Consider the following 16,843-nt stretch of genomic DNA (forward strand, 5'->3'; position numbering starts at 1 on the left):
GATTAATAAAAAGGATTAGGTTAAAGAGTATTCATTTGATAATCGTCTCCAAGACGGAAAGAAGCTAATTTCTCGAGCATTTCTTCTTGTTCGAAGGTTCCTTTTTTGAAATTGGATATCTTCCCAATGTTATCACTATTTTGGAAGATAACCGATTCTAACATCCAATCTAATTTCCTTGTCTCAGGATTTCTCCTCCTTGTTTTATAGAAAAAGGCATCTCTATTTCCTAATAGTACCTTTTCTACATTTGGATCATCTAAATACCTGCTATAGCGATTTCTAAATATTTTATCGATGGTATTTTCATCATTAAAATTTTCTAACTGATACACTAAAGTACCTCTTTCAGAATTTTCGAAATAACAACTTAATTGGGTCTGTCCTACTTCTAGCAAAGCCGTTTTCCCTCTTCTGCTGTCTTTTGTTGTAAAATCAAAAGCAATCATTCGCTCTGTTGGATTTAAAGCATCAGGAAATGATCCAAGCAATCTTTTCACACTATTGTATTCATCAACAGCATGTCTATCTCCAATATTTTTTGCAAATGATTTTAGAAGATGGACATCATTTTTATTGGACTGAATTAATGCCAATAGTAGACCTGATGCTGACTCCAATACTAAATAAGAGCGTAACTCCTTGGGATTAATTGTTACTTGATAACCGTTCATCTGCCAATCATTATCAATCACAATTTCTTCTGATTTTTGAATTTTATATCTTTTCGATTTTAAAATCCTCTCTGAAAAAGCTTTTGAAAGACCTTCTTTGTAATCGTTTTTTTCTTTCAACTTTACCAGATGAATAGTCAATTCTGTTTTAGAAAATGGTTCAACATACTTTCCTTCAACAATTTCATCTACATTATTTTTGAAATTTCTTTGAATGATTCCTCTAGGATAATCAAATTCTATATTACGGCTAATACTATTCGATCTTACATTTATATCATCAAAATAGGATAATGATTTCAGAGATCTTATCTGAAAATTCGGGTTATGAGGTAATTGCAACAATAGATCTAAAGATGTCCAACTTGCAGGATAATTATCAACTTCATTTTCTGATAAAGGAATTAATTCCTCGTGTAGCTTATTATAGTTTTGAACTTCTAAGGCATTCAATCCAAAATTATCCTCTAGTTTCATCTTTAATGCTAAGACATCTTCCAAACTCTTCTCAGCACCAATAATAATATGATACCATTTCCCGTCTACATCATTAGATTGTGTAATTGCATAAGGTGAAAGTCCCTTATTTTCGAGATAATCTATACCATTTTCCATTTCGTCGTACTCTCTAAAAGAGGCAATTTTAACAGAGAATGGCTTTTCATCATTGAACTGTTCTGGAGAACAAGAACAAAAAACAATCGCAGAAAAGATAATATACAAGTAAGGATGAATTAGTTTCATTTTGTTGCAGTTCATTCTAAAGGGTAACATTAATTCGTTACCCTCAAGTTAAAGTATATTTGTGAAATTATGAATTAGAATAATCCAAATCCAATAAATTATAATCTATGTTTATAATTCATCAATTAAATGATGCATTTTATTCAATTGAGGTCAATATTTCTTCTCTTATAATAGATATATCTATAATCTCATCTCCATATTCTAATTTTTGCATTACATCAAAACCATCTACCACTTCAGAGAAAATTGTATATCGGCCATCTAAGTGATGTGTTGGAACTAGAGAAAAGAAAAACTGACAAGATTCTGTGTCTTTCCCTGCCGAGGCAATTCCTAATGAACCTCTCTTATAATTTAGCATTGAAAACTCACTCGGAATGTTATAATCTAAACCACCAAAACCATCTCCTCTTGGATCTCCACCTTGTGTAACAAAATTAGGCACCATTCTATGGAAGTGAAGGTGATTATAAAAACCACTATCAATTAAACTTACAAACATAGCAACAGTTGCAGGTGCCTCTTCTACTTTCAATTGTATATCTATATCACCTTTTTCTGTTTTGATTCGTGCAATCTGATTCTGTTCAATATCCTTTATATATTTCCATTGAATACCTTTATTTGGATATGAAGTTTTTGCTTTAAACTCTTTCCCTTCTAAAAAGGCTATCGTCTTTTCTAATTCAATATAAGCTTCGACTTGAAGTGGCAACTCCAAAAGATCTTTGACCTCATTTAATTTAGCAATAGATGGAAAATGAGACTTAAAATGATCATGTTTCTTATTTTGAATAAACTGACAAGCATTGTAAATCTGTGATACGTCTTTAGTTGCGATACATTCTTCGAGAATTCTTTTTAATTCTTCACCTTCTTTTTTCGATGGACGGAATTTTGAGGAATAATCATTTAAAACCAATTCAATAGATTTCGTTTTTAGAATATTTACATCAGTTGTTTTCCAAGTATCAAATGCTAAGTCTTTACCATATTTTGATTCTGTAATTGCTTCTAACCAAATCGTCTTCTCATAAGATGATGGTGCATTTTCAAAATGTTTCAAAGCAAATTCATACATCTTTTTATCCTTATTCCTTTTACGAAGAATGGCTTTCATAGCTTCCGCTTTTGCATTATTAAAGTTAACCACCTCAAGAATATCAAAAACTTCTTTTGCTTCTGACCAACCTAACTTGTTATAAATCGACTGAGCAGCAATTTCTGCAACAATAGGATCATTATAACTTAAATATTCAATTGATTTATTAATCACACCTGAATACCTTACCTTCTCTGTTGCCATTAAAGCATTTTGAAGCACAGTTGGTGATTTTTCATCAGTTAAGATTTTCTTTAATGCAGTAGCACTACCTGCTCCTTTAGAAAAATTTTGAATCGCTTTTGTAAAATTGGCTCTGATTAACTCGTTTTCATGATGTCTGGCATTATCAAAAATATTCGAATTAAACGTTTCTAACATATGCTTACTATTGATTCTAGCAAAATAAGCACTACACCATTCTTTTGTTTCTACACTCTTTGATTTTGTAAAAATGCGCATGATTTGTTCAGAAGCATCATACGATTGATAACCCTGCCAATCTTTTGCTCTATGCAAACCCTTTACAATACCAAACATCACATTTTCATCGCTTAATACGAAATGTGTCAATAGGTAAATAGCACCATCGTTTGCACATTTCCCCAAACTTTCGAACATATGTTCTAATAATTCTGTTTCTTTTTGATGTTTTACTATAAAATCAATAATAAATGGAGATAAAGAACGGTCCCCCATTTGCCCTAAAGCAAATGCAGCTGCTATCTTTACATTAAGGTGATTAGATTCTAAAAGAACTCCTTTAATATCAGAAATTGCTAAAGTGTCTTGTACAGAACCAAGAGCAATTAAGACTTCTTCTTGATAAACGGTGTCCTTTAGAATCTTTAATAATTCTTTTGTATTACGTTCATCTCTAAGAGAATAAATTTCTCTAATTTTGTGGTCCTGAAATTTATTGGAATATTTTTCACCTCCACTAGTTCCTTGTTCTTCTTCTGAACAAGAGATTATGAAGAGACCTAAAAAAAATAAATAAAAAATCGATAAGAATTTATAGTTGCTCATTTGTGCTAAATATGTTTATCGATAAAATAACCAATTAAAAACCTCATACACAAATTTTATGCGTGCAGTCGATATAATCATTAAAAAAAGAGAGGATTTAGAATTAACTTCTGAAGAATTAAAAGAATTTTTAGACGGTTACCTAAAAGGTGATGTAACCGATTATCAAATGTCGGCCTTTTTAATGGCTGTCTTTTTAAATGGACTTTCTGATAATGAATTAAAAGTTTTGACAGAGACTATGAGAAACTCTGGCGACTTGATTCACCTTGAGGGGGTCACTAGATTTCTTATCGATAAGCATAGTACTGGAGGTGTTGGCGATAAAACTAGTATTGCTCTTGCTCCCCTCTTATCCACTTTTGGTATTGGTACGGCAAAAATGTCCGGTAAAGGTCTTGGTCATACAGGAGGTACTTTAGATAAATTCGAAGCTATCCCTGGTTTTAAATTCCCAGAGTCTGAAGCAGAGATGGTCAATAGCATTGAGCATTCAGGCATTGGTATCATGGGACAGACAGATGATATTGTTCCTCTAGACAAAAAGCTTTATGCCTTGAGAGACGTGACGGGTACTGTAGATAGTTATCCTTTGATTGCCTCGAGTATTATGAGTAAAAAGCTTGCCGTTCGTTCTGATGGAATTATCCTTGATGTTAAAGTAGGCGACGGTGCTTTTATGAAAACATTGGAGAATGCTCAAAAGCTTGCGAACATCATGAGAGATATCGGAACAATGTTCGAGCGTAAAGTGCATATCGTACTTAGTGGTATGGAACAACCTTTAGGTAATGCTATTGGTAATGGACTTGAAGTCTACGAAGCGGTTGAATCTTTAAAAGGTAATGGTCCTAAAGACTTTGAAGAATTGATTACAACAATCACAGGTATCGCTCTTGTTCAAAAAGGAGTTGTTAAAACGGTTGAAGAAGGTATTGAAAAGGCTGTTGCTAAATTACACTCTGGTGAAGCGGTTACTGCCCTTAGAGACTTCGTTGCTGATTGTCATGGTGACGCCTCTTATATCGAGCAACCTGAGAAATTCTTAACTGCTCAATTCAAATATGAATTAAAAGCGGATGCAGATGGTTGCATTTCCCAATTAAAGGCAGAGTCTGTAGGTACAGCAGGTATGCTTTTAGGTGCAGGTAGAGAAACAAAAGAAGATGTTATCGATTATGCTGTTGGTATTGTTCTAGAAAAGAAAGTAGGTGATATTGTCTCTAAAGGAGATACTTTAGCCGTACTTCACTACAACAAGGAGAATGACAAATTCAAACAGGCAGTCGAATTATTGAATTCTGCTTATCAGATATCAAACGATAAGGTGGAACAGCCGAAAGTGATTCTAGACATTCAATAATTATAGGATACAAAGAACTTTTGTGATGATTATTATTAATAATTGCAAAAGAAATGAGCTTCACCTATTCAAATAGTAACTTTGTGCGTTACAAATAGAAATACAAATCATAATAAGCATATAAATTAGATATGAGTATAGCTAAATACGTTGATCACACTATTCTTGCAGCGAACGCGACTGCATCTCAGATTATTACTCTTTGTGAAGAAGCGAAAGAACATAACTTTTTCTCAGTTTGTGTCAATACATCTTATGTGCCATTAGCAAAAGAACATACTAACGGTTCTGATGTTGCCGTATGTGCCGTAGTTGGTTTCCCATTAGGTATGATGGATACTGCTTCTAAAGTATTCGAAGCTAAAACAGCAGTTGAAAATGGTGCTGATGAAATCGACATGGTTATCAATGTGGGTAAATTGAAAGATGGCGAAAACGATTATGTGGAAAATGAAATCCGCTTAATCAAAGAAGCAATCGGTTCTAGAGTTTTGAAAGTGATTATCGAAACTTGTTACTTAACTGACGAGGAAAAAGAAAGAGCCTCAAAACTTTCTGTGAATGCTAATGCAGATTTCGTAAAGACTTCTACTGGTTTCGGTACTGGAGGAGCTGCTTACGAAGATATTCAAATCATGAAAGACGCTGTTGCTGGTAAAGCACAATTAAAAGCTTCTGGCGGTGTTCGTGATTATGAAACTGCTCAAAAATATATCGACATGGGTGTTACTCGTTTGGGTACATCTAGCGGAATTAAAATTATTCAAGGCGGTACAGCCGACGAAGGTAGCTACTAATATATATGAGTAAAAGAGTTGTTTTAGTCGTTCTCGATAGTGTGGGTATTGGCTTTAGTGCCGACGCAGACGAATATGGAGATCGCGGTGCAAATACTTTAGGTCACATTGCCGATAGTGCAGGGTTAGACATTCCTAACATGCATAGAATGGGTTTAGGTAACATTGCTCCTTTACATGGTTTACCTTCTCTAGGTACGACTTCTGCTGCCTATGGTATGGCCAAAGAAGTTTCTAAAGGAAAAGATACCACTACAGGACACTGGGAAATTGCTGGTCAGATTCTTTCTGAGCCATTCCCTACTTACCCTAATGGCTTCCCTGAAGATATTATTTCTGCTTTTGAAAAAGCAACAGGTAGAAAGACAATTGGTAATAAAGTAGCTTCAGGAACAGCTATAATCGAAGAACTTGGCGACCAACACGTTGCCTCTGGTGATTTGATTGTATATACTTCTGCAGACTCTGTTTTCCAGATTGCTGCTCACGAAGAAGTTGTTTCTTTTGAAGAATTGTATAAATACTGTGAAATCGCAAGAGAACAATTGAATGTTGGTCGTGTGATTGCTCGCCCATTTGTGGGTAAAAACGGTAACTATACAAGAACATCAAATAGACACGATTATTCTTTAGAGCCATCAGAAAATATGCTAACACGTATTAAAGCTGCCGGTAAAGATAGTATTGGTGTAGGTAAGATATTTGATATCTACGCTGGTAAAGGATTTACTGATCATGTTTATACAAAAAGCAATGAAGATGGTATCGATCAGACTATCGAATACTTAAAGAAAGACAACAATGGTCTTATCTTTACTAACCTAGTAGATTTTGATATGTTATTTGGACATAGAAGAGATCTAATTGGTTATAGAGATGCTTTAGAGTATTTTGATCAAAGATTACCTGAGATTATGGATGCCATGAAAGAGGATGATGTTTTAATCATCACTGCCGATCATGGTAATGATCCAATCTTTAAAGGTACTGATCATACTAGAGAACATATTCCGATTTTAGTCTATGGTAAAAAGGTAAAACCCGTCAACATTGGTTTTAGAAACACTTTTGCCGACATCGGAACTACAATTGAAGAATTATTATTAAATGAAGCCCCTACTACAGGAAGCTTCGCATCCATGATTTTATAAGATGAGTATACATATTGGTGCAAAGCCAGGTGATGTGGCAGAAGTCGTATTAATGCCTGGAGATCCATTAAGAGCTAAATATATTGCTGACAACTACCTTGAAGACGTTGTTCAATACAATAACGTAAGAGGTATGTTAGGTTTTACTGGAACATACAAAGGTCATAGAATCTCTGTACAAGGTTCTGGTATGGGTATTCCATCAATTGGTATCTACGCCCACGAACTAATTACTGAGTTCAACGTACGTAAATTAATTCGTGTAGGTAGCTGTGGTTCAATGCAACCACATATCAAACCAAGAGATTTAGTTATTGCTATGTCAGCTTCAACTGACTCTTCTTTTAACCAAAACCGTTTCGGTGGTAAGGATTACTCTCCAGCTGCTGATTTCGAAATGTTGAGAAAAGCCAACGAAGTAGCAAATGCGAAAGGTATTAAACCATACAACGGTAATATCCTTTCTTCTGATGCATTCTACGGTGATGATGCTGATGAGTGGAAGAAATGGGCTAAATACGGTGTACTAGCGGTTGAAATGGAAACAACTGCTTTATATACTATCGCAGCTCAATTTAACGCTAGAGCGATGACTATTCTAACTGTATCAGATAGTTTGGTAACAGGTGAAGAATTAAGTTCTGAAGACCGTCAGAATACATTTACAGATATGATGGAGATTGCTTTAGAAACTGCAATTGCAGACTAATTCAATTCCCACATCATTTGATGTACTATTGATATTACATGTATTTAAATAGATTTTTCTATTAAGTACTAAGGATAATGGAGTTATAAATAAAGCTAAATACTTTTTAGTTAATTTATAACTCCATATTTTTTTTATATCTACTACTCTCCTATTTTTGCACGGATTTTTAACTTCATTCAAACTTCTTAATCCATGAAATATATCAAATACTTATGGGGCTTATCATTACTAGTGTATCTAGGTCTAAACCTTTTGGCTTATATCTATTTACCTGAGGATGGTGTAACCGTCATTCAACAAACAGCCAATAGTCAGGCGGTGTTAATGACAAGAAGCGATTTCTTTTACGCTTCTATGGGAAGTTTATTATTAGTCAACATCTTTTTTATCACCATTGGAAATGGAATTCTGTATTTTCCAAAAATTATGGTTTTCGCTCCAAATAAAGATTATTGGTATTCAACAAAAGAAACTCGTGAAAAATTTGTTGAAATAATAAAAGGTTGGACTAAAGGAATGGCGACTATTCTAACCCTAATTTTACTAACTGCTGTTGGTGTAATTTATCAATCACAAGGACACGATCCTTTGGCTTTTAGAGTAGAATATTCTCCAATGATCCTTTGGATAATGGCTATTCTTTGGTTAGGTGTTTACTTTATAGTACTTAAAAAGCCTAATTCAACTGAGGCATAATGGATATAAAATAAAAGAGGGTGAATTAAAAAGTAATTTAATTCACCCTCTTTTTTATGTTTCAGAACAATTAAACTGTTTGTTCTTCTTTATTCTTTTTCCCTTCACAATCTTCGTTTTTACAAACTCCGTAGAAGTTAAGAGAATGCTTTTCGATTTCGAAATTATAAACCTCTTCCACCATTTGTTGGATCTTCTGGATTCTAGGATCACAGAACTCAAAGATTTTATTACATTCCTTACAGATCAAATGATCGTGTTGTTTAAAACCGTGTGCTTTTTCATACAATGCTAAGTTTTTACCAAACTGATGTTTAGTAATTAAATCACATTCTAAAAGTAAATCTAAAGTATTATATACTGTCGCTCTACTCACACGGTAATTTTTATTTTTCATGTTGATATAAAGCGATTCAACATCAAAATGTCCGCCTCTGCTATAGATCTCTTCCATGATAGCAAAACGTTCTGGAGTTTTTCTTAACTTTTTCTCCTCCAAATATTTGATAAATATTTCTTTAATATCTTCCATGTTACTATTTAATAATTTGAATTGAATTCAACAGCATCTTTCAGCTCGTAAATCAATCCTGTTTCTTCGTCATTTAAATGAAGTGTACCTTTAAAGGTGACTTCTTCTTCTTTTATTTCTCTATGATTCTTAAGGAAAATAGCCACTACAGACTCAGGTCCTGCACCACCACAGAAAAAACAACTAGAGAAAGGGTATACAGATAACATTATGGAGTTGTCTTCTGTTTCTACAGGAAGCACAAAACCTTTAATAACTATTTCAGAATTATCTAAAGCTTTCACTTCATTAGTAAATAATGGAAACGGTATGTCCATTTCAAACTCTTCAGAATATTTATATTCCCAATCAACTTTAAGAAGTTTCTGCCAAATCTCATCATCCTCTTGAGCAAATGAGAAAGACATACACAGGCAGCTCAATAAAACAATAAAAAACTTACTCTTCATTTTATTACGAATTGTCTTCTGCTTTATTAGCGTTATTGTTATCCGGTTTCTTATTAAAATTATCTTTACGACTTTTCCAATGTTCTTTCTTGTTATTAGGATTTCGGTTTCCTCCTTTATTGAATTTCGGATTACCTTGGCCCTTGGCTTTATTTTCCAACATTTTTTGTTGTTTTGTCACCTGAGCCTCTTTTCTTTCACCCGCTTCTAATTCACTTAAGTCGTACTCTTCTTCACCTACAGCACTATCAACAACCATTTTTTGATTCTTGATATGATCTTTCCGATCTTGAAGTAATTGTTTTGCATTAGGACGAATCATGTTTTCAACAACATTATTCCTCACTTTAACAATATCTACTGCTTGCATTAACGCCTCACGGAAAGATGTCTCGTCTGCAATACCTTTACCTGCAATATTATATGCTGTACCATGATCAGGTGATGTTCTTACAATATCCAAACCTGCAGTATAATTTACACCACTTTCGAATGCATGTAATTTAAAAGGAATTAACCCTTGATCGTGATACATACAAAGGATACCATCATAGTTTTTGAAAGATAATGTACCAAAGAAGCCATCAGCTGGGAAAGGTCCAAATACTAAGTTTCCTCTTTTTTTGAACTCCTTCACAACAGGTCCAATCACATTAATCTCTTCATCTCCCAATAACCCTTCTTCGCCTGCATGTGGATTAAGTCCCATTACAGCTACTTTAGGTTTTGTGATTCCGAAGTCTTTTTTCAAAGAATCAATCATTACATTCAACTTCGCTGTCACTAATTCTTTAGTAATAGTATCAGAGACTGCTTTGATTGGAATATGACCCGTAACAACACCTACTCTTAAATCGCCAGCACAAAGTGTCATCAATGTTTCTCTATCCTTAGCAAAATTTTCATTGTAATATTCCGTATGTCCAGCATACTGAAAATTTTCACTTTGAATATTTGCTTTGTTAATTGGAGAAGTTACTACCGCATCAATCACTTCAGATCTAAGATCTTCAGAAGCTTTATCGATAGATAAAAAGGCACATTGTCCTGCTTCTTGAGTTACTTTGCCAGGTTCTAATTCTTGAACTTCACTCCAACAGTTCACTACATTAATCTTCTGATCATGAATGTAACTGTTGTTGTTATATTGATGATAAGTAAACTCTTCTAAGTTTAATATCCTTTTGTACTTAGTCAAGATCTTGCCTGAGCCATATACAATTGGAGTACATATATTTGTTATCCTCTTGTCTTGCAACACTTTAACGATTACTTCTGGTCCAATACCATTGTAATCTCCTATTGTAATACCAATACGAGGTTTATTAGATCGTCTATTTTTTTGATTTTTATTATCTCTCATATTTCTGTAAAAAGTAGATTCTGTACATCTACATTTAAATTCAATTAACCAAAAGTAATCATTTATGCTATCTTTTCTATGTTAAATAGTATTAACCTTAGATTGAATAAAAATAATAATTAAGAAAGTGATTCTGTATTTTGAAAATAGTTACTTTAATAAACAGGTTAATATTGTTTAAATGATTTCCTTGAATATTACCATCGTTAGATATACCAATTCAAATTAAGTATTTTTGTAAATAATCAAGGATTTATTGAATTATTTGAAAGAATAACAAGATAACAAACTTCAAAATCAAATTAATTGTGTTCTTTTTTTAGAACAGGTAGTAAACCAATTGCCGATGAAGAGATTTTACTATTTTATATATATTCTAATATTATCTTCTGTTGTGGGTTTTTGGATCTACTCTACTTTCTATGCCCCTGTAGATGACACACCTTTCATAAATGAATATAGTTTTTCCGATACAGAACCAAATCCTTATAAACTTAATGATAAGATTATAAGGGCTGATATGCCTGGAAAGTTCTTAAAGATGAAAAATACTTTGAGTACGAAAAAAGGGAATAATGAATCAAATTATCCACTTGGATATAAAAACGCAGAAATTAAAGCACATCAAGTATCAGAAAGTAACCCTTATTTTGATTCAATTGTTTGGGCTAAAAATGGACCAACGAACGTATCTGGAACAATTTACAGCATAGTATCAGACAAATCTGATACTAATGATAATACTTGGTTAGCTACAACTGCTGAAGGTGACATTTGGAAAACAAAAAACAGAGGTAAGCATTGGACTTGTGTTACCGATTCTTTACCAAATATTCCAATAACAAAAATTATCCAATCTCCATCTCAACCACAGATATTTTATGCAATTACCGGTGAAGCATATGGTAAAAGATATATACAATCTGGCAATGGCTTACTAAAAAGTACTGATAATGGTAATACTTGGCAAATAGTAAAGAATACGCTGGAGAATGAAAAATTTCAAGCAATAACCTCTATTATTATCGATCCTTATGATCATAAAACACTCCTTATCGGGACAACGCAAAGGATAAATGACAATACATTAAGATCATTCATTCTGAAAACAATGGATGAAGGTGAAAATTGGGAAGGAGTTTATGAATCAAGTTCTATCATTCAAGCCTTAGAATATCAACCTAATAATTTCAAAGTGATTTTAGCTGGAGTTAAAAACCAAGGAATTATTAAGAGTATTAATTCAGGTAGAACTTGGGGTAAAGTTGGAAACAATTTCAAAATGTCAGGTAGAATCAATTTGGCATTTGCTTCTGTAAATACTTCTATCGTTTTAGCCTCTACAACTGGAAAAGGTAATAAACAAGCAATACTCTATGTCTCTATGAACAATGGAAACTCTTGGAAACGATTGCAATTTGAGAGTCCAATTAATCAATTATTCGGAGGTCAAGGTTGGTATAATAATTTCATCACTCCTCATCCTTATGAAACCTACTCATTCTATATTGGTGGAGTAAATATTAATAAATTATCAATTAGAAATTTTGAAACAGGACAAGCTATTTTAAGTCCTATTTCTGATGCTTATTCTGAATTTAATGGTCCAAACCAATTTCTTCAATGGTCTGGCATGTCAAATATTAAAGGATTACATCCTGATCACCATCAATTATTAATTCTCAACAATAAGAAAGACAGCAGTTTCCAATTACTTACAGCTACTGATGGTGGTGTCTACATGAGTAAAAGAGATCATCAACCTGGAGAAAAAGACAACTCATGGAATTTTGCTTCATATGGTCTTCATTCAACTCATTTTTTCGATATTGATAAGCATCCCTATAAAGATCAATTTTTCTGTGGAACTCAAGAAAATGGATCTTGGGTATCTCCTACAAACCCAAGTATTTCAAGTAAGTATAGAAGAGGATTGCCTGGTGATGGATTTGATGTGATATGGCATCAATCTAATCCTGATATACTTATAGGAAGTATATATAATAATCATTTCTTTCGCTCATTAGATGGAGGTTTTTCGTTTAAAAAAGTAGGAAATGATTTATTAGATATTGATGAAGCGGCTCCTTTTTTCAGTAAAATTGTCGATGCTCCAAATCAACCCAACTTATTGTATACAATTGGTGAAAGTGGTGTTTGGTTTTCAGAAAACTTTGGAGACTCATGGATGTTAAGTCCAATAAATAAGTTATGGAAGAGAACAGACTACATGGATATAAATGTCTCTACTGTCAATCCTAAAATTATATGGACAGGTAGTGAGATAACGGAAGACAACAGAATTCATGTATCAAAAGATGGTGGTTTAACTTTTACGGCAACAAGCGATTTTAAATACAATGGTAAAAGTCTTGGACAAATCTCAAAGATTGTATCCGACCCAATTCTGCATAATGTTGCCTATATCACTTTTGCTTTTAATAACGCTCCAAAAATTATTAAGACAGATGATTATGGAAAGACATGGAAAGATATTTCTGGGTACGCAAATACGTCTCGACACCCGCTACCGAATGTACAAGTGTATGACCTTTTTGTATTTCCATACAACAATCAAATTCTTTGGGCTGGCACCGAAATTGGCATATTCCAAACTTTAGATGGAGGAAAAAGCTGGCATAGATTAAAAAGTAATTTCCCTGCCACTTCTGTATTTAATATCCATTATAGAGATAACAGCATTTTTATAGGCAGCCAAGGAAAAGGAATATGGAGTCTTCATTTAGATGTATCCTTACAACCAAAAATTCTTAGTAGTTATTATGACAAACAAAAAGAGTTAATCGTTGAAATGGAAAACGTAAGTCAATATGATTCTCTGCAATTCTATCATAAAGGGAAACTCATTGATAACGGTAAAATAGAAATCACTGGTAACTATGTGAAGTTCAAAACTGAGGATATTATCAATGATTTATCGGCCATTGGATATAAAAACTCACTTCCTTATACTTCTAAATCTTCTAATATTTCACCTTTTGAATTTGGTCATTCTGTTTCTCATTTTCACTTTGATCATAAGTCTGATTCCGTTGAAAATAAACTAACTGGGAATTTATTCAATGAGTTTTCAGCACCAGGGTTTTCATATTCTTTACATACTGAACACCCATACAAAGTAAATGAAACAAAGTATTCGTATTTAAAATCTCCAATCGTATTAGATCGTTATAATAGTACACTTTACTATAAGGATATAGCATTAATTGACACGAATGACCATGTATCAATACAGGCCTCAAAAGACCTTATTCATTGGAAAAATATTAGTGGGAATTATAATGCTTCATTCAATACAGATTGGACATTTACGATCAATAAAAAAGATCCAATGGGATCTCAAAACTTAGAAGTCCCCCATTCTATTAATCTTTTAGAGCACTTTAGTCCCCAAGACACTGTATATTTTAGATTTGAGCTTTCCTCCACAAAATCAAAAAACAATTGGGGTTGGGCGATATCCTACATTGATATTCAAGGCAAACATGACACTGAATATAACAATGTTGTTTTCAACAATTTGATTCCAATTCAGGCCAGTGTTTCTCCATCAATTGTAAGTGATCAAAAAATAAATGTAGAGATCTTATCCAACGATAAAAAGTTACTTGATATCAAAATCATGAACTTAATTGGTAATAACGTTTTGGAGAGAAAATATATAAAATTGAATAAAGGTTGGAACAAATATCCTTTAACATTACCTTATCTAACGGATGGCATGTACATCATCAATTTGGAATATGACGATAAGGTAACCTCTTTGAAATTTATGGTGAGCAAAAAGAAAGACAAGCACATCATCATCTAAATTTAGATCTTTACCCTACTTCGATGTGGTTAATTTCTGTATCTGTTTGTTATTGAATTTGTAATAATAAAATAAAAGGGTGTTTTTTGTATCCCTATTTTAAGCATAATAAAATTATCATTTATGGCCAACGTAAAACCTAAGAAACATTTAGGACAACATTTCCTGGAAGACATGCAAATCGCAGACGATATTGTGAATGCAATGACTCAATATGGTGGATATAAAGAAATCTATGAGATCGGTCCAGGTACTGGAGTTTTAACTACTCGTTTGCTTAATAAAGATGATATAAAAACTACAGTAGTAGAAATAGATACCGAATCTGTAGACTATTTAAGAGATGTTGTCGGTTTACCAGAAGATCAAATTATTGGTGGTGATTTTCTTAAATTAGATTTTGATAAAATTGCTCCTCACCCTGTTGGATTAATTGGTAACTTCCCTTACAATATTTCTACTCAAATATACTTTAAAGTACTAGAACATAAGGATCAGATTACTGAATGTGTGGGTATGATTCAAAAGGAAGTAGCAGAAAGAATCTGTTGTAAAACAGGTGGAAGAACTGCAGGTATTCTTACTATCCTTGTTCAAGCATTTTATGATGTCGATTACCTATTCACTGTACCTCCAACGGTATTTAATCCTCCTCCAAAAGTTGATTCTGCAGTAATTTCATTAAAAAGAAACGATAGAAAAACCCTGCCTTGCGATGAAAAATTATTCTTCAAGGTAGTTAAACAAGCTTTTTCAACACGTAGAAAAACATTAAGAAATGCAATGAAGCCATTTGGTCTTCCTGCTGACTTCCTTAAAAAGGATATATTTTCTCTACGCGCTGAAGCCTTAAGTGTAGATGATTTTATTCAATTGACAGTGGAAATTGAAGAAATAAGAAAATCATAGTTTCACTAGCTTTTCAACATATAAGTTATTCCTAATTCTATATATAAATATTAAAAACAGAAATCAGGATAACATCATTTTCGGGCATTGCTTTTTGTACAATTAATTTACCAGATATATCTGATATTTTATATTCAAAAGCATTGCCCGTTTCGTTTTTTAATACCTACCTTTTCATTAGTAATGAAGTTATGCTTCAATACAAATACTCTAATCATCATTTATAAAATTATCTAAATTGATACTATAACGGACTTTTTACCTTTCATTATCATTGCTAAATAATATTTCAATTATTGTTTTTATTTAAAACAAATGACACTATATTTAACAAATAATTTCTTAACGAATCAAATAATACCTGAAAATGACCATCACTGAATCCAAATTTTATGAACTATGGCTTAACAACATCCAAGGAATTGGGGGTGCAACAAGTAAATTATTAATAAGTCATTTAGGATCTGCTGAAGATGTATTTAAATCTTCGCCTACTCAACTAAAAAAAGTAAGTGGTATTGGAGAACATACGATTCACTCAATTGGGATATCAAAAAAATATTTAAAGAAAATTGATCTTGAGGTCCAAAAAATTGAAAGTGCCAATGTTCGGGTTTTATCATATACCGATGATGAATTTCCTAAACGTTTAAAATACCAGAAAGACTCTCCTTACCTTATTTATGTGAAAGGAAAAGCAAAAGGGCTTTATGCCAAGAAAACAATTGGAATTGTAGGTTCTCGATCGGCAAATTATTACGGTAAATCAGTTACCAATAAATTGATTGAAGATTTGTCAAAATTTAAAGATATAGCTGTTATTAGTGGTTTGGCTTATGGGATTGATATACAAGCCCATAAATCATCATTAAGCAATAATGTGGGAACAATTGGTGTAATGGCCAATGGTTTGAATAAAGTCTACCCTTCTATGCATAAAAACACTGCAATAGAAATGATTAAGGACGACAATAGCGGTCTTATTACTGAGAATTTAATGGACGCTGAACCTGATGGGCCTAAATTCCCTGCTAGAAATCGAATTATTGCAGGATTATCTGATGTCATCATTGTTATTCAAGGAAAAAAGAAAGGTGGTGCGCTTATTACTGCAGATATTGCCAACAGCTACCATAAAGAAGTTTTTGCTGTTCCAGGACAGGTGAATGATGAATTAGCTGAAGGATGTAATAACCTTATTAAATATCAGAAAGCTAGAATATACACTTCTGCTGATGATATCATCAAAATGATGAACTGGGATATTCAAGAAAAAAATAATACTCAAAAAACGCTATTTGATACCTCAGATTTATCGAAAGATGAATTATCTATTGTAGATTTATTGAAAGAAAACGAATATCACATAGAAGAATTAGCTATTCAACTTCAAACGCCAATTCCTAAATTGTCAGGCTTCTTACTACAACTTGAATTAAGAGGTATTATTCGTTTAAAGCCTGGAAATATTTATAGTTTAAAATAAC

The 16,843-nt window shown here is 32.9% G+C and carries 13 protein-coding genes; 8 read left to right on the forward strand and 5 right to left on the reverse strand.

All coding sequences use genetic code 11. From position 1 onward, the window contains the following. Window positions 1-20: 20 nt before the first annotated feature. Together KMW28_RS11045 and KMW28_RS11050 are read right to left on the reverse strand one after the other, a co-directional pair. A complete protein-coding gene (locus KMW28_RS11045) occupies window positions 21-1,418 on the reverse strand; it encodes an SPOR domain-containing protein (RefSeq protein WP_169663368.1) in 1,398 nt (465 codons plus the stop codon). A gap of 139 nt (window positions 1,419-1,557) precedes the next feature. Next, complete coding sequence (locus KMW28_RS11050; protein WP_205958146.1) at window positions 1,558-3,552, reverse strand: peptidylprolyl isomerase; 1,995 nt, start codon at window positions 3,550-3,552, stop codon at window positions 1,558-1,560. A gap of 58 nt (window positions 3,553-3,610) precedes the next feature. On the opposite strand from KMW28_RS11050, the gene KMW28_RS11055 reads away from it, so the two are divergent. The 5 genes from KMW28_RS11055 to KMW28_RS11075 all read left to right on the forward strand — a co-directional run bounded on the left by KMW28_RS11055 (window position 3,611) and on the right by KMW28_RS11075 (window position 8,271). After that, window positions 3,611-4,915, forward strand: a complete 1,305-nt coding sequence (locus KMW28_RS11055; protein ID WP_169663367.1) for a thymidine phosphorylase — start codon at window positions 3,611-3,613, stop codon at window positions 4,913-4,915. A 131-nt stretch (window positions 4,916-5,046) separates the two neighbouring features. Then, window positions 5,047-5,712, forward strand: a complete 666-nt coding sequence (gene deoC, locus KMW28_RS11060; protein ID WP_169663366.1) for a deoxyribose-phosphate aldolase — start codon at window positions 5,047-5,049, stop codon at window positions 5,710-5,712. A 5-nt stretch (window positions 5,713-5,717) separates the two neighbouring features. Continuing rightward, window positions 5,718-6,863 carry a phosphopentomutase gene (locus KMW28_RS11065; protein WP_169663365.1) on the forward strand — a complete coding sequence of 382 codons (1,146 nt, stop codon included), beginning with the start codon at window positions 5,718-5,720 and terminating at the stop codon, window positions 6,861-6,863. A gap of 1 nt (window position 6,864) precedes the next feature. After that, window positions 6,865-7,572, forward strand: coding sequence for a purine-nucleoside phosphorylase (gene deoD, locus KMW28_RS11070; RefSeq protein WP_169663364.1), 708 nt, complete (start codon window positions 6,865-6,867; stop codon window positions 7,570-7,572). A 195-nt stretch (window positions 7,573-7,767) separates the two neighbouring features. Further along, on the forward strand, window positions 7,768-8,271 hold the full coding sequence (locus KMW28_RS11075) for a hypothetical protein (RefSeq protein WP_169663363.1): 504 nt from the start codon (window positions 7,768-7,770) through the stop codon (window positions 8,269-8,271). Between the two features lie 70 nt (window positions 8,272-8,341). Here KMW28_RS11075 and KMW28_RS11080 read toward each other — a convergent pair whose 3' ends face one another. Genes KMW28_RS11080 through pdxA form a run of 3 tightly spaced genes read right to left on the reverse strand, consistent with a single transcriptional unit; the run spans window position 8,342 to window position 10,615 of the window. After that, on the reverse strand, window positions 8,342-8,803 hold the full coding sequence (locus KMW28_RS11080) for a Fur family transcriptional regulator (protein WP_169663362.1): 462 nt from the start codon (window positions 8,801-8,803) through the stop codon (window positions 8,342-8,344). A gap of 8 nt (window positions 8,804-8,811) precedes the next feature. Further along, window positions 8,812-9,252, reverse strand: a complete 441-nt coding sequence (locus KMW28_RS11085) for a DUF3299 domain-containing protein (RefSeq protein WP_215585723.1) — start codon at window positions 9,250-9,252, stop codon at window positions 8,812-8,814. A gap of 4 nt (window positions 9,253-9,256) precedes the next feature. Continuing rightward, complete coding sequence (gene pdxA, locus KMW28_RS11090; RefSeq protein ID WP_169663360.1) at window positions 9,257-10,615, reverse strand: 4-hydroxythreonine-4-phosphate dehydrogenase PdxA; 1,359 nt, start codon at window positions 10,613-10,615, stop codon at window positions 9,257-9,259. A gap of 346 nt (window positions 10,616-10,961) precedes the next feature. Between pdxA and KMW28_RS11095 the strand changes: the two genes are divergently transcribed. The 3 genes from KMW28_RS11095 to dprA all read left to right on the forward strand — a co-directional run bounded on the left by KMW28_RS11095 (window position 10,962) and on the right by dprA (window position 16,842). Next, complete coding sequence (locus KMW28_RS11095) at window positions 10,962-14,447, forward strand: WD40/YVTN/BNR-like repeat-containing protein (protein WP_169663359.1); 3,486 nt, start codon at window positions 10,962-10,964, stop codon at window positions 14,445-14,447. A 123-nt stretch (window positions 14,448-14,570) separates the two neighbouring features. Continuing rightward, a complete protein-coding gene (gene rsmA / locus KMW28_RS11100; protein ID WP_169663358.1) occupies window positions 14,571-15,356 on the forward strand; it encodes a 16S rRNA (adenine(1518)-N(6)/adenine(1519)-N(6))-dimethyltransferase RsmA in 786 nt (261 codons plus the stop codon). Between the two features lie 367 nt (window positions 15,357-15,723). Next, window positions 15,724-16,842 carry a DNA-processing protein DprA gene (gene dprA / locus KMW28_RS11105; RefSeq protein WP_169663357.1) on the forward strand — a complete coding sequence of 373 codons (1,119 nt, stop codon included), beginning with the start codon at window positions 15,724-15,726 and terminating at the stop codon, window positions 16,840-16,842. The last annotated feature ends 1 nt before the right edge of the window (window position 16,843 follow it).

Source organism: Flammeovirga yaeyamensis, from assembly GCF_018736045.1.
GTDB lineage: Bacteria > Bacteroidota > Bacteroidia > Cytophagales > Flammeovirgaceae > Flammeovirga > Flammeovirga yaeyamensis.

Excerpts from the sequence above, each read along its gene's own strand:
- KMW28_RS11080 (WP_169663362.1), bottom strand. The coding sequence starts at position 8,803 with ATGGAAGATATTAAAGAAATATTTATCAAATATTTGGAGGAGAAAAAG.
- rsmA (WP_169663358.1), top strand. The coding sequence starts at position 14,571 with ATGGCCAACGTAAAACCTAAGAAACATTTAGGACAACATTTCCTGGAA.
- dprA (WP_169663357.1), top strand. The coding sequence starts at position 15,724 with ATGACCATCACTGAATCCAAATTTTATGAACTATGGCTTAACAACATC.
- KMW28_RS11045 (WP_169663368.1), bottom strand. The coding sequence starts at position 1,418 with ATGAAACTAATTCATCCTTACTTGTATATTATCTTTTCTGCGATTGTT.
- KMW28_RS11095 (WP_169663359.1), top strand. The coding sequence starts at position 10,962 with ATGAAGAGATTTTACTATTTTATATATATTCTAATATTATCTTCTGTT.
- KMW28_RS11055 (WP_169663367.1), top strand. The coding sequence starts at position 3,611 with ATGCGTGCAGTCGATATAATCATTAAAAAAAGAGAGGATTTAGAATTA.
- KMW28_RS11050 (WP_205958146.1), bottom strand. The coding sequence starts at position 3,552 with ATGAGCAACTATAAATTCTTATCGATTTTTTATTTATTTTTTTTAGGT.
- KMW28_RS11075 (WP_169663363.1), top strand. The coding sequence starts at position 7,768 with ATGAAATATATCAAATACTTATGGGGCTTATCATTACTAGTGTATCTA.
- deoD (WP_169663364.1), top strand. The coding sequence starts at position 6,865 with ATGAGTATACATATTGGTGCAAAGCCAGGTGATGTGGCAGAAGTCGTA.
- KMW28_RS11065 (WP_169663365.1), top strand. The coding sequence starts at position 5,718 with ATGAGTAAAAGAGTTGTTTTAGTCGTTCTCGATAGTGTGGGTATTGGC.
- KMW28_RS11085 (WP_215585723.1), bottom strand. The coding sequence starts at position 9,252 with ATGAAGAGTAAGTTTTTTATTGTTTTATTGAGCTGCCTGTGTATGTCT.
- pdxA (WP_169663360.1), bottom strand. The coding sequence starts at position 10,615 with ATGAGAGATAATAAAAATCAAAAAAATAGACGATCTAATAAACCTCGT.
- deoC (WP_169663366.1), top strand. The coding sequence starts at position 5,047 with ATGAGTATAGCTAAATACGTTGATCACACTATTCTTGCAGCGAACGCG.